Genomic DNA, 12,658 nt, shown 5'->3' on the forward strand with positions numbered 1-12,658 from the left:
CAAACTTGTTGAAAAATTGTCAAAAACAATGCCCATGTTGCATGGGCATATTCTTGAGATTTAGCCTTTTTGTGAGTCGAGTGCTAAGAATTTTTGTTCAATCAGTGCCGCATTTTCTTGTAATATTTCAATGACCTTTTGCAAATTAACAAATTCAAAGCGATTTTTAGAACCTAATAAAGTTAAGGCCAAAGGTGGTTCTTTACTTGAGAATTTAACTGGTACAGACAGTCCTGCAATATGGGGATCAAGCTCACCATTGGAAAAATAATAACCTTGTTTTTTGATCTTTTTCATTAAGCTTAGAAATTCTTCTTCGCTTTGCGCAAAATGAACCTCAGCCAATTGAGTGGCAAAGCGTTGGTAATAATCTAAAATTTGTTGTTTAGGTAAATGTGAAATCATCACTTTAGGCGATGAACCTACAAATACCGGACGTGGGCAACCTCGACCATACGAATATAAATGCATGTTTTTAAAAACTTCGTCATGAATGTCGATACATGAGTCGTGGTTTAAATGGGTAAGTAAACAAGAAAATTCAGTGCGCTCTACCATCTCTTTCATAAAAGGAATACTCACCTGTACCAAAGGGTCGGTGGTACGTGAAATATAATCCAGTACGGCAATTTTTGAACCTAAGGTATAATCGCCTGAGGTGCCACTTAAACGGAGTAATAGTTCTGCCGAAACCAATTCTTTTAAGTAACGATAACTGGTCGGTTTGGATAAGCCTAGTTCGGTACTGATCACATCCACATTAATGACAGGACGTTGGATCGAAAATAGATCTAAGACAGTTAAAATCTTACCAAAACTAGAAAGCGCCATAATCACCTGCGTCTATAAACATGAGCAACCTATCAACAGCCGATTACTTTACATGAAAAATAGCCATAGCAGGCAGTGCTTTAGCAATCCGCTACAATTGAAGTTAAGCTCAAATGAGACAGCATTAGCCTTTAAGCGAATATGTTAAACATGAATCAAAATCAAATTCTTAACATAAGAGATTTAAAATTAAAAATTGGCAAAAGCTGCGCAAAAATACACACAACAAACGGTTGCTGATTAAAGCAGCAATAAAAAAGCACCCAAAGGTGCTGATTTGATATTTAAGGATTTACGCCTTGTGGATCGCGATACCAACTTTCAATAAACAAGGCCGCTGCCATGCTGTCGGCAGAGATATGTTTACCACGACCTGTGGCCTGATAATGCTCTAATTCATCGCGTGCTTCACGTGTGGTTAAGCGCTCATCGACCATTAAGGTTTCAATATTGGTTTGATGACGCAACCGACGGGCAAATTTACGTGCTCGTGCTGAAAGTTCAGACTCGGTATCATCCATATTTAAGGGTAAACCCACCAAAAATAAGTTAGGTTGATACTGTTTGACGATTTTAAGTAGATTGTCCCAATTGGGAATCCCATCGCGCATTGGAAATAAGGCAAGGGGATTGCTACTTTCAATCAAGGATTGACCCACGGCCATGCCCATTTTTTGTGTACCAAAGTCAAAAGCCATAATCATATGGGGCTGGTTTAAATCAGGCATGTCCAATCTCAGAAGATAACCAAGTGCGGTCAAGGCCCATTTTTTTATAGGCAGCGTCCCAACGCTCGGCATAAGGTAGGTTAAAAATTAAATCCATGTCGGAATCACACACCAACCATTCGCCACGGCTCAGTTCTTGCTCTAGCTGGTTTTTATCCCAACTGGCATAACCTAAGGCAATTTGATAACTTCCCACGCCTTGGTTGTGTGCAATGGCATCTAAAATATCTTTAGAGGTGGTAATACATACGTTTTCACCCACTGCTACCGAAGAATGCCAAGTGGGCTGACCAGTATGTAATACAAAGCCTGCTTCAGGGCGCAATGGGCCGCCTTGTAACACCTCATGTGGGTGAACATGGTCGGCAGTAATATCAAGGTCATGCAGTAACTCTTTAACCTGAATACCTGCTGGGCGATTAATAATAATGCCTTGTGCACCCTCTGCATCATGCCGTGCCAGATAAATGACTGTATGTGCAAAAAAGTCATCCGCCAAATCCGGTGGGGCAATCAGGCAACGGTGGGTCAAATATTGTTTATTTGGCAATGCGGCAATGCTCCTTTTTTGCGTACTGCTTTATATTGAAGTTACTCGACTTAGTGCAATAAACCAATGACTTTTTGTATTTTTCCATTAAAGTGCTTGGAATTTTAACTGCCGCAATTGCTTGGCATGTTGCAAGGTGGTGTCATTAATTTCAATGCCGCCAGTCATACGTGCCAACTCTAAAATTCGTGCCTGTTCATCAAGCTCAAAAATGGTACTACTTGCTGGATCAGTTTGCTGTTTTTGCACCAACAAATGTTGATCTGATTGTGCAGCCACTTGTGCTTGATGGGTAATACATAAAATTTGTACATGCTTGGCTAAATCCGCCAATAATCTTCCCACAATTTCGGCTGTGCCACCGCTAATTCCGACATCAATTTCATCAAACACTAAAATTTCAGCATCGGTTTTTTCTGCATTCATCACTTGCATGACCAAGGCAATACGTGACAATTCACCACCAGAGGCAATTTTAGCAAGTGGTTGCGCCGGCATACCTTTATTGGCGGTAAATAAAAGCTGGATCAGGCTTAAACCTTCAGCATTTGCTTGTTCTAAGGCTTCAAATTTAAACTCAAAACGTGCTTCTGGCAGTGCCAAAGGTTTGACATTTTCGGTGAGCTTTTGCGCTAAAGGTACAGCAGCTTCACGGCGCAATTGGTCAAGCACTTGCGCCTGTTGCATAAAGCTGTGTTCGGCTGCTAACACTTGTTCGGCTAAAGTTTCAGGGTCTTCAAGTTGTTGTAATTGCGCTAACTCATCTTGCCACGTTTGGTAATCTTGCTTTAAATCTTCAGGTAAAGTGCGATATTTACGCGCTAAACGGTGAAAACTTTCCAACAAAGTATTTAATTCTTGCATGCGTTCGGGGTCAAAACTCTGCCGATCTAAAAATTGACGCAAGCTCGATGTGGCATCTTCCATTTCGCTTTGAGCATTCAGTAGTGAGTTATAAATCTGACCCAATTGTTCACTACGTCCAGCATGATCTTCTAAACGACGAATAATACTGCCCAATTCTTGATTTAAATTTTGTTCGGCATCATCTAAAGCAGTTAAGGCATAACCACAATCTTGCATAATACTTTCATGATGACTTAGACGATCAAATTCTTGTTCAATCTCGGCATAATCAAGTTGTGTTAGTTCTTCAAGTTCTTCAAGTTGCAACTCTAAGGTGGCAATACGCTGCAACCGTGTGGCTTGGGCATCAAGTGCGGCTTGATGCTGACGAATGGTTTTTTGCCATGTTTGGTAGGCTTCACGTACTTGCTGAGCCGGCGTTTGCAACTCGCTATAGCGGTCAAGCCAATGTTTTGGATAAGGTTGTTCGAGTAATTGTTGTTGGCTATGTTGGCTATATAGTTGCACCAATAAGCGCCCGAGTTCTTTTAGCTCAGTTAAGCTACTTGGACGACCATTGATCCATGCTTTGGAGCGACCTGTAGCAAAAATCACTCGACGTAAATGAATCTCACCTGAATCATCGGCAAGTTCGTGTTGGGTGAGCCAACGTGCTTCAGGGCTATCTTCTTGATAACTAAAAACCGCAGTGACATCGGCTTTATCACAGCCAAAACGTACATAATTGGTATCGGTACGCTCACCTAAGCAGGCCGACAATGCATCAAGCAGCAAGGATTTACCTGCACCTGTTTCACCAGTTAAGACATTAAAACCACTGTTGACATCAAGGGCAAGGCGTTCAGCTAAAGCAAAATTGATCAGAGTTAAATGTGTCAGCATACACCCATCCAGGCTGCAAAAATGAGATAGAAATCTTCAACTTTGTTAGGTCATCACTCAAGTTTTTTTCTAAGATGACGTAAAACTTCATAATTCTATATTAAATTAAATGCGAAAATACAATTTAAGTTGTTTAAGTGTATTTGATTGCTAGCATGACTTGGCTGAATCTATGTAAATGCCAGCCAAGCCTTTTGGCAGTGAAACTTTGCATTGGGGCAACAGATGAATTGATTAGTTGTAAGCGCAGAATTACACTAAGCTCACTGTAATATTAGAACATACTATCTTTGGAGAAAAAGCATGTCAGCTCAGTTTGACCATGTATCAGTTGTAAAAAAATCAAATGTTTACTTTGGCGGCTTATGCATTAGCCATACCGTACAATTTGCCGATGGAACAAAAAAAACGCTAGGTGTGATTTTACCTACATCACAAGCTCTAACTTTTGAAACACATGCGCCAGAGCGTATGGAAATTGTTTCAGGTGAATGCCGTGTACAAATTGCCGAGAGCACTGAAAGTGAATTGTTCCGCGCGGGTCAATCTTTTTATGTACCGGGCAATAGCTATTTTAAAATTGAAACTGACGAAGTGCTTGATTACGTGTGCCACTTTGAAGGCTAATCAAGCAATTTTACAGTGAATCAGTTAAACTGTATTCATTAAAATCCTGTGAGGTGTACTTTGCAGGATTTTTTGTTTTTTGCATTATCACCGTTAAATTTTGAGGTCGTTCATGGCTAAATTAGAATATTTTTATGGCGTTCACTCAGTGGAGTCATTGTTAGAGCTTGAGCCTGAACGGGTATTGAATCTATTTACCTTAAAAGGTCGTGATGATCAGCGCTTAAAAAACATTTTGGCACTGGCTGAACCGTTTGGAATTAGTGTGCAGCAAGCCAGTCGCGATAAATTAGAAAAAATGGCGGGTCAACCTTTCCATCAAGGTGTAGTGGCAGCAGTGCGTCCGCATCCGACTTTAAATGAACAAGATTTAGATGCATTGCTAAAAAACAATCCAAAGGCATTGTTATTGGCATTGGATCAAGTGACTGACCCACATAACTTAGGCGCGTGTATTCGTACTGCTGCGGCAATGGGTGCTGAAGCGGTGATTGTACCGCGTGATCGTTCAGCAAGTTTGACCCCAACAGCGCGTAAAATTGCTGCAGGTGGTGCTGAAAAAGTAAAATTCATTCAAGTCACTAATTTAGCGCGTAGTTTAGCCACCATTAAAGATGAGTTTAATGTACGTGTAGTTGGCACTATGCTTGATGAAAAAGCCATGCCGATTCACGAATTTGATTTCACTGGCACAGGTATTTGTGTAGTAATGGGTGCAGAAGATACAGGTCTACGTCCAATCACACAAAGCCAATGTGACCAAACGGTGTATATTCCCATGAATGGCAACTTGCAAAGTTTAAACGTGAGCGTGGCCACGGGTATGGCACTGTATGAGGCATGCCGTCAACGTAACGGACAATAAGTATGTCTCCCAGATACCAAGGTTATTTATTTGTTCTGATTACCATGTGTATCTGGGGCGGCTTTACCCTCACAGCCCGCCTCAGTGCCAATTGGCACATCAGTGCTTTTGATATTACTGCACTGCGTTTTGCTTTAGCCTTTTTCATTTTAATGCCCATCTTAATCTATAAAAAAGACACTGCTTTTTTATGGAGCCCTAAAGCGTTTAGCCTTGCCATGATTGGCGGTTTAGGTTACTGCTTGGTGTGTTATAGCGCCTTTCATTACGTGCCGGCAGCACATGCCGCTATTTTCTTAAATGGCTTTATTCCGTTGTGTACTGCGTTAATGGCATGGCTGTTGTATAAAGCGCCATTTGATAAGAGTACTTGGGCAAGTGTGCTGATTATGCTGCTTGCGATTGGTAGCATGAGTTACTTAATGTACCAAGAAACAGGGATTGCCTTTGGTTTTGGCGATTTTCTATTTTTTATCAGTGCCTTGTTATGGGGAACTTTTAGCGTCTTGATTCGACAATGGAAACTCTCGGCATGGCATTCTATGGCCAGTGTTGCGATTTGGTCGGCTATCGTTTACCTACCGATTTATGTTTTGTTTTTACCTAAAAATTTAAGCGAACCCGAACCAATGCATTTGCTGCTGCAAAGTATCTTCCATGGGGTATTTGTGGTGATTATTGCCACGCTGACTTATGTGGAAGCGATTAAGCGTTTAGGTGCATTTAAAGCGGGAAGTATTGTCACTTTAGCGCCATTTATGGCAGCGATTTTAGCAGTGCCTTTACTGGGTGAACCTTTAAGCATGGCAATTATTTGTGGTTTAGTTGGCATGGCGATTGGTGCGATCCAACCATGGCGTTGGATTAGGCGTAAAGACCCATTGGCCGCCAAATTGGCACAAAAAAAGCAGTCTTAAGACTGCTTTTTTTATTGTTCACTTAAGGCTAAGTAGTTTAAATGCAAAGGTCGAAGTTGAGCATATAAATGTTCAAGCTCACCATCATTAAGCACAATATCATCAGCACGTTGTTGCTTGTGCTCACGTGACATTTGGGCCGCAATAATATTTTGAATCTGCTCGAGGCTTTGTCCATCACGCATTGAGGCACGTTGAATTTGTAACTCAATACTGGCATCAATGAGTAAGCTACGCGAGGTTAATTCATCTTGCTGACTTTCAAAAAGAAGTGGCGAGACTAACATCACATAAGGACTGCTGGCTTGTTCCAGTTGCTCAACAATAGCAGCACGAATGGCAGGGTGGGTAATTTCATTTAAGATATGACGTGCTTGATCATCTAAAAAAACATGTTCACGTAAAGCACGACGATTGAGTTCACCATTTTCAAGTAACACCCAATCCCCAAAGCTTGCCACCAATTGTTGTAATACCGGCGAACCAACCTGCACCACTTCACGTGCCACAACATCAGCATCTACTACGCAAATACCTTGTTGCTCAAACCATGCACTGGCAGCCGACTTACCACTGCCAATGCCTCCTGTAAGTCCAACAATCAAGCGCATGGTGAATTCCTTATCCTAAGTAAATCTTCATGATTTTATCGCCCCATAAAAAGGCAATCCAACCTGCAATTGCAATATAAGGACCAAAGGCAAATGCCTGATTTTCCTTACGTACTTTAAGTAAAATAATCCCAATAATTGCACCGACAACCGACGACAGTAGTACAATTAATGGCAGCATTAAAGGCCCCATCCATGCACCTAAAGCGGCGAGTAATTTAAAATCGCCATAGCCCATGCCTTCTTTACCTGTCACCAATTTAAACAGGTAATACACAATCCATAAGCATAAAAAACCAATCACATAACCCCAAATCGCCATGGTTGGTGTGGTGTACAGTGCATAACTATTGACGATTAAGCCCAAGGCCGCCAAAGGTAAGGTATAGCGATCAGGCAATAATTGCGTATCAAAATCAATAAAGGTCAGTGCAATTAAAATATAAGTGAGCACTAAACCAAATAGCATCTGTAGCGTGGGCCCAAGCACAGCGACCACCACCAAAGCACACACTGCAGTCAGCAGTTCAATCAAAGGGTAGCGCATGCTAATAGGATTTTGGCATGTGCCGCATTTGCCACGTAACACAAGCCAACTTACAACAGGAATATTTTGATACCAACGAATAGTGCTATGACATTTTGGACAAGTTGACGCAGGTTGGCTTAAGGTCAGCTTACTTTCGTCAATGATGGGTTGTTCAGGATGCAACAGCATTTGACATTCGTTATGCCATTCTTGTTGCATCATTTTTGGGGTGCGGTAAATCACCACATTTAAAAAACTACCGATGCAGAGACTAAAAAGCCCAACTGCGATATACAGCGCAGTTGGGTTGTTGCTCAAAAAATATAGAATGTCTTGCATTACACCACAGAACCCATTTGGAAGATCGGTAAGTACATCGCGACCACTAAGCCACCGACCAACACACCTAAAACGGCCATAATCAGAGGTTCCATCATGGCAGTTAAACCGTCAACAGCATTGTCTACTTCATTTTCATAATGTGTAGCAACTTTATCAAGCATAGCATCTAAAGAACCCGATTCTTCACCGATCGATACCATCTGAATGGCCATAGATGGAAAAAGATTAGTGGCACGCATAGAAAATTGTAGCTGTTGGCCGGTTGCTACATCATCACGAATTTTCATCACAGCTTCTTCATAGACAATATTATTGGTCGCACCGGCAGTAGATTCTAGTGCATCAATCAGTGGTACACCAGCTGCAAACGTAGTTGCAAGGGTACGGCTATAACGCGCAATAATAGCTTTATAGACCAAATCTCCAAAAATCGGTAGTTTAAGCGCAGTTTTATCCAGCAAGTTACGGAATTTTTGGCTACGTTTTTTGGCTTCTAAAAATAAGGCAATTGCTGCTGCAATCGCAATTATTAAAATAAACCAATAACTTTGCATCCAATTGGACATATTGACCACCATTTGGGTAAAGGCGGGTAAGTCAGCACCAAATGAGCTAAATAAATCTTGGAATACCGGCACCACTTTGACCATCAAAATAATGGTCACCACCACTGCAACCACAATCACCGTGGCTGGGTATTTCATGGCTTTTTTAATTTTTTGTTTTAAAAGTTCACTCTTTTCTTTATAAATGGCCACGCGATCGAGCATGGTCTCTAAAGCACCCGATTGTTCACCCGATTCGACCAAGGAGCAAAATAATTTATCAAAATGTTGTGGATATTTACGTAAGGCACCGGCAAAGGTGTTACCACCTTCCACTTCACCTTTAATACCTAACACCACTTCACGCATAGCAGGGTTGTCTAGACCTTCAGCCACAATTTCAAAGCTTTGTACCAATGGCACACCCGCTTTCATCATGGTGGCCAATTGTCGGGTAAAAATAGTGATATCTAAGGTAGAAACACGCTTTTTGGTGAACGCTTCAAGAATATTCTTTTTCTTTTCGCGAATGGTTTTAATGGTTACCCCTTGCTTACGTAGTGTGACTTTAGCCAAAGCCATATTACGCGCAGGAATTTCCCCTTTAATCTTAACCCCTTTACGATCAACACCATCGTAGATGAAAATCGGCATCATCTGTGCTTTTTTGACAGCCATGCAAGTTATCCTTATTTTAAATACTTTGTCTATTCACTCGTTACGCGGTTAACTTCTTGTAAAGAGGTCACCCCTTGCATCACTTTTAGTAAACCTGAACGACGCAGGTTACTAAACCCCAATTGTTGTGAAAGCTTGGAGATTTCTAACGCATTGGCATCTTCCATAATCAGCTTGGAAATTTCAGGCGTGACTTTCATCACTTCATAAATCCCCACGCGACCTTTATAACCTTCACGGCAATCACTACAACCAATCGGTTGATAGATTTGAAACTCTTGTTGTAAATCTTCTTCGGTAAAGCCCAGTTCCAGTAAGCTGTTTTTTGGAATTTCAATCGGTGCTTTACATTGCTTACATAAACGACGCGCCAAACGCTGTGCAATCACTAGGTTGACTGATGTTGCAATATTAAAAGAGGGAACACCCATATTGCGTAAACGGGTCAGTGTTTCAGGTGCACTGTTGGTATGCAAAGTCGACATTACCATATGACCCGTTTGTGCTGCTTTAATGGCAATCTCTGCTGTTTCTAAGTCTCGAATCTCACCAACCATGACAATATCTGGATCTTGACGTAAGAAGGAGCGCAGTGCTGCTGCGAAGGTTAAGCCAACTTTAGGATTGACGTTGACCTGATTAATACCTTCTAAGTTAATCTCAACAGGATCTTCGGCGGTTGAAATATTGGTATCTTCACGGTTTAAGATGTTGAGGCCAGTATATAAAGATACGGTTTTACCTGAACCTGTCGGACCTGTAATTAACAACATGCCTTGCGGTTTGGCTAATGCATCCATAAATAAGGCTTTTTGATCAGGTTCATAGCCTAGCGCATCAATACCGAGCATAGCACTTGATGGATCTAAAATACGTAAAACCAGTTTCTCACCAAACAGCGTAGGTAAGCAGTTGACACGAAAATCAATGGCTTTGGTTTTAGAAATTTTAAGTTTAATACGACCATCTTGTGGTACACGTTTTTCAGAAATATCCATTTGTGACATGACTTTTAAACGTGCCGACAAACGTGTCGCCAATTGTAGAGGCGGGGTTGCAACTTGACGTAACACACCATCAATACGGTAGCGCACGCGATAGGTTTTTTCATAAGGTTCAAAGTGTAAATCTGATGCCCCTAAGCGAATCGCATCAATCAGTAATTTATTAATATATTTGACGATCGGTGCTTCATCTTCTGCACTGACTTGTTCTTGTTCAGAACTTTGATCTGGGTCTGCTTGTAAATCTAAATCGAGGTCATCGTCAAAATCAAAATTGGTTTCTTCAGCAAAATGGGTGTCGATGGCTTTTTCAATTTTATCATGTTCAACAATCACCAACTCAATATTCTTTTTACTGTTAAAGCGAATGGCGTCTAGAGCATCAATATTGGTCGGGTTACTGGTGGCCAAATACAGCAGGTGACCACGTTGAAAAATAGGCAAAACCCGATATTTTAAAATAAATTTATCTTCAATCAGATCACGAACCAGATAAGAGAAGTTATACGTACTTAAATCAAATAGAGGTTCACCAAATTCTTGGGAGATTTTCTCAGCGATTGTATATGCTGGAACATTTAAATGATGGATTAAAAATGGAACAATATCTTGTTCACTTTTTTTCGCACTTAAGATCGCCTGTTGCATTGCTTCAGGTGCAATAATGCCGTCATCGACAAGTCTTCGAATAAAGCCTGTAAATTTAGGTGCCCCGTGTGTAAATGACATGCCCCAATGATCCTCAATTTAAAATGTTTATAATACGTATAACGAAATTATACTTTTGTTGCATGAAAATACTATATCTGAAAATGTTGTCTTTGCCCTAAATATGGGACAAAAATTGAACTAGTTAAAATTAAATGTCTGCTTTTTAGCTGTTGTATGGCTTTTATAGACGATTCACATCGCAACGAAACAGATCGTATAAAATAAGTATGCTCTAAATTTTGCAATTGCGTGTAGAATATGTGCGTTTTTATGAATTGTTTTTTATAGGTCATCTATGTCGGCATCGACCATTACCCCTTGGGTTGTAGGCAACTGGAAAATGAATCCAGTGCAGGCACAAGCACAGCAATTACTGAATGAATTTAAACAATTATTGCAAAATAGTCCAATTGCACAAGAAAAATGTCATTTAGGCATTGCACCAACCATGTTGGCTTTGGGTGCTGTACAAGCCCAATTGGCTGATGCCGCACGTCCTGTTTACACTGTGGCGCAAGATGTATCACGTATTGCAGCGACAGGCGCTTATACTGGTGAAGTGAGTGCTGAGTTACTCGCAGATCATGGTGTGGGCTACGTGTTGGTGGGTCACTCAGAGCGCCGTGAAATTTTTGCCGATCAGCGTGATCAGTTAAATGCTAAAGTGCAAAATGCCCTCAATGCAGGTTTAACGGTGATTTACTGTGTGGGTGAAAGCTTAGCAGAACGTGAAGCAGGGCAAGCTGAAGTTGTAGTTTTGCAACAAATTTGTGATATTGCTGCTGTAGTCAAAGGCGACGCATGGCGTAATATTGTGGTTGCTTATGAGCCGATTTGGGCGATTGGTACAGGTAAAACAGCATCGCCTGAAGATGCGCAAGCCATGCATGCAAAAATTCGTGAAGGCTTAAAACAATTGACCCCACATGGCGCCAATATGGCTATTTTGTACGGTGGTAGTGTAAAAGCTGAAAATGCAGTAGAGTTAGCCGCTTGCCCAGATATTAATGGTGCTTTGGTCGGTGGTGCGTCATTAAATGCCGAGTCGTTCCATCAAATCGCCTTAGCATTTGCCAATACAAAATAATTAGGAGTACAGCATGCAAACTTTTGTGCTGGTCGTACATATTATCTTAGCCTTGTTAATGATCGTATTAATTTTAGTTCAGCATGGTAAGGGTGCAGATGCGGGTGCCTCGTTTGGTGGTGGCGGTGCAGCGACAGTATTTGGTGCTTCAGGTTCAGGTAATTTTTTAAGTCGTTTAACTGGGATTTTAACTGCATTGTTTTTTATCACCAGTTTGACGCTGGCCATTTTTGCGAAAAATCAATCGAATGAAGCCTATAGCCTAAAATCGGTGTCAACAACGCAAAGTGTACCGGCAACATCGCCTGAAACTTCGCCAGTTGAGCCTAAAAGCGCAGAATAAAGCAAAATAGGGCTTCCCTTTTAACAAAGAAGCCCTTAGAATGCGACCTGCTGCGGTGGTGGTGGAATTGGTAGACACGCTACCTTGAGGTGGTAGTGCTTTCGGGCGTGGGGGTTCAAGTCCCCCCTTCCGCACCAACTTATAATCCAGAAATTTAGGTTGGTGTTAAGCGGCAAATCTGTTGATGCGGGATGGAGCAGTCTGGTAGCTCGTCGGGCTCATAACCCGAAGGTCGTTGGTTCAAATCCAGCTCCCGCTACCAATCTTATTTAGATGCAAACTAAATAAGCACTTAAGATTTAAGTGAGATAAAATTTGTATATGTTGTTGCGGGATGGAGCAGTCTGGTAGCTCGTCGGGCTCATAACCCGAAGGTCGTTGGTTCAAATCCAGCTCCCGCTACCACTTTTAATTAAGCCAGAACTTAATTAGTGCGATTAAATTTTTAGATTGAAAATTAATCGTAATACAGATATAATTTTTGCACGTTGATGCGGGATGGAGCAGTCTGGTAGCTCGTCGGGCTCATAACCCGAAGGTC

Annotated in this window: 13 protein-coding genes and 3 tRNA genes; 8 read left to right on the top strand and 8 right to left on the bottom strand. The window is 41.4% G+C overall.

Translation table 11 applies throughout. The features are described 5' to 3' along the window. Positions 1-60: 60 nt before the first annotated feature. The 4 genes from Q0Z55_RS09440 to recN all read right to left on the bottom strand — a co-directional run bounded on the left by Q0Z55_RS09440 (position 61) and on the right by recN (position 3,858). The gene (locus Q0Z55_RS09440) at positions 61-831 is read right to left on the bottom strand and encodes an IclR family transcriptional regulator C-terminal domain-containing protein (protein ID WP_297427558.1); all 771 of its coding nucleotides are present in this window, start codon (positions 829-831) and stop codon (positions 61-63) included. A gap of 284 nt (positions 832-1,115) precedes the next feature. Beyond that, entirely contained in the window at positions 1,116-1,559 is a 444-nt protein-coding gene (ruvX, locus tag Q0Z55_RS09445; RefSeq protein ID WP_297427560.1) for a Holliday junction resolvase RuvX, read from the bottom strand. Next, a complete protein-coding gene (locus tag Q0Z55_RS09450) occupies positions 1,552-2,109 on the bottom strand; it encodes a YqgE/AlgH family protein (protein WP_297427563.1) in 558 nt (185 codons plus the stop codon). Before Q0Z55_RS09450 ends, ruvX begins: the two co-directional genes overlap by 8 nt. An 87-nt stretch (positions 2,110-2,196) precedes the next feature. Further along, positions 2,197-3,858, bottom strand: coding sequence for a DNA repair protein RecN (gene recN / locus Q0Z55_RS09455; protein ID WP_297427566.1), 1,662 nt, complete (start codon positions 3,856-3,858; stop codon positions 2,197-2,199). A gap of 303 nt (positions 3,859-4,161) precedes the next feature. Here recN and Q0Z55_RS09460 point away from each other — a divergent pair, with 303 nt between their 5' ends. The 3 genes from Q0Z55_RS09460 (at position 4,162) to Q0Z55_RS09470 (ending at position 6,267) form a co-directional block, all read left to right on the top strand. Then, positions 4,162-4,485 carry a pyrimidine/purine nucleoside phosphorylase gene (locus tag Q0Z55_RS09460; protein WP_297427571.1) on the top strand — a complete coding sequence of 108 codons (324 nt, stop codon included), beginning with the start codon at positions 4,162-4,164 and terminating at the stop codon, positions 4,483-4,485. Positions 4,486-4,597: 112 nt separating this feature from the next. Beyond that, positions 4,598-5,350, top strand: coding sequence for a 23S rRNA (guanosine(2251)-2'-O)-methyltransferase RlmB (rlmB, locus tag Q0Z55_RS09465; RefSeq protein ID WP_297427574.1), 753 nt, complete (start codon positions 4,598-4,600; stop codon positions 5,348-5,350). A 2-nt stretch (positions 5,351-5,352) separates the two neighbouring features. Continuing rightward, the gene (locus tag Q0Z55_RS09470) at positions 5,353-6,267 is read left to right on the top strand and encodes a DMT family transporter (RefSeq protein ID WP_297427577.1); all 915 of its coding nucleotides are present in this window, start codon (positions 5,353-5,355) and stop codon (positions 6,265-6,267) included. 11 nt (positions 6,268-6,278) lie between these two features. Here Q0Z55_RS09470 and coaE read toward each other — a convergent pair whose 3' ends face one another. From coaE to pilB, 4 genes are read right to left on the bottom strand one after another with little or no spacing between them, the layout of a single operon-like run. Next, a complete protein-coding gene (gene coaE / locus Q0Z55_RS09475; RefSeq protein WP_297427580.1) occupies positions 6,279-6,878 on the bottom strand; it encodes a dephospho-CoA kinase in 600 nt (199 codons plus the stop codon). 10 nt (positions 6,879-6,888) lie between these two features. After that, complete coding sequence (locus tag Q0Z55_RS09480) at positions 6,889-7,746, bottom strand: A24 family peptidase (RefSeq protein WP_297427583.1); 858 nt, start codon at positions 7,744-7,746, stop codon at positions 6,889-6,891. After that, complete coding sequence (locus tag Q0Z55_RS09485; RefSeq protein ID WP_297427586.1) at positions 7,746-8,972, bottom strand: type II secretion system F family protein; 1,227 nt, start codon at positions 8,970-8,972, stop codon at positions 7,746-7,748. Before Q0Z55_RS09485 ends, Q0Z55_RS09480 begins: the two co-directional genes overlap by 1 nt. A 29-nt stretch (positions 8,973-9,001) precedes the next feature. After that, positions 9,002-10,705 (bottom strand): type IV-A pilus assembly ATPase PilB, encoded by a 1,704-nt coding sequence (pilB, locus tag Q0Z55_RS09490; protein WP_297427589.1) that lies wholly within the window; start codon positions 10,703-10,705, stop codon positions 9,002-9,004. Positions 10,706-10,982: 277 nt separating this feature from the next. Between pilB and tpiA the strand changes: the two genes are divergently transcribed. From tpiA to Q0Z55_RS09515, 5 genes are all read left to right on the top strand, one after another. Further along, positions 10,983-11,774 (top strand): triose-phosphate isomerase, encoded by a 792-nt coding sequence (gene tpiA / locus Q0Z55_RS09495; RefSeq protein WP_297427592.1) that lies wholly within the window; start codon positions 10,983-10,985, stop codon positions 11,772-11,774. Between the two features lie 13 nt (positions 11,775-11,787). Next, the gene (gene secG / locus Q0Z55_RS09500; RefSeq protein WP_297427595.1) at positions 11,788-12,117 is read left to right on the top strand and encodes a preprotein translocase subunit SecG; all 330 of its coding nucleotides are present in this window, start codon (positions 11,788-11,790) and stop codon (positions 12,115-12,117) included. Positions 12,118-12,169: 52 nt separating this feature from the next. Further along, positions 12,170-12,254 (top strand) — tRNA-Leu (locus Q0Z55_RS09505). A gap of 48 nt (positions 12,255-12,302) precedes the next feature. After that, positions 12,303-12,379, top strand: a tRNA-Met gene (locus Q0Z55_RS09510). A gap of 66 nt (positions 12,380-12,445) precedes the next feature. Then, a tRNA-Met gene (locus Q0Z55_RS09515) sits at positions 12,446-12,522 on the top strand. The last annotated feature ends 136 nt before the right edge of the window (positions 12,523-12,658 follow it).

Origin of the sequence: uncultured Acinetobacter sp., assembly GCF_947626835.1 — a bacterium.
Lineage (GTDB): Bacteria > Pseudomonadota > Gammaproteobacteria > Pseudomonadales > Moraxellaceae > Acinetobacter.

Bases quoted from the DNA above. Each gene is read 5' to 3' on its own strand.
- Q0Z55_RS09440 (WP_297427558.1), bottom strand. From the start codon at position 831: ATGGCGCTTTCTAGTTTTGGTAAGATTTTAACTGTCTTAGATCTATTT.
- ruvX (WP_297427560.1), bottom strand. From the start codon at position 1,559: ATGCCTGATTTAAACCAGCCCCATATGATTATGGCTTTTGACTTTGGT.
- recN (WP_297427566.1), bottom strand. From the start codon at position 3,858: ATGCTGACACATTTAACTCTGATCAATTTTGCTTTAGCTGAACGCCTT.
- Q0Z55_RS09460 (WP_297427571.1), top strand. From the start codon at position 4,162: ATGTCAGCTCAGTTTGACCATGTATCAGTTGTAAAAAAATCAAATGTT.
- rlmB (WP_297427574.1), top strand. From the start codon at position 4,598: ATGGCTAAATTAGAATATTTTTATGGCGTTCACTCAGTGGAGTCATTG.
- Q0Z55_RS09470 (WP_297427577.1), top strand. From the start codon at position 5,353: ATGTCTCCCAGATACCAAGGTTATTTATTTGTTCTGATTACCATGTGT.
- coaE (WP_297427580.1), bottom strand. From the start codon at position 6,878: ATGCGCTTGATTGTTGGACTTACAGGAGGCATTGGCAGTGGTAAGTCG.
- Q0Z55_RS09480 (WP_297427583.1), bottom strand. From the start codon at position 7,746: ATGCAAGACATTCTATATTTTTTGAGCAACAACCCAACTGCGCTGTAT.
- Q0Z55_RS09485 (WP_297427586.1), bottom strand. From the start codon at position 8,972: ATGGCTGTCAAAAAAGCACAGATGATGCCGATTTTCATCTACGATGGT.
- pilB (WP_297427589.1), bottom strand. From the start codon at position 10,705: ATGTCATTTACACACGGGGCACCTAAATTTACAGGCTTTATTCGAAGA.
- tpiA (WP_297427592.1), top strand. From the start codon at position 10,983: ATGTCGGCATCGACCATTACCCCTTGGGTTGTAGGCAACTGGAAAATG.
- secG (WP_297427595.1), top strand. From the start codon at position 11,788: ATGCAAACTTTTGTGCTGGTCGTACATATTATCTTAGCCTTGTTAATG.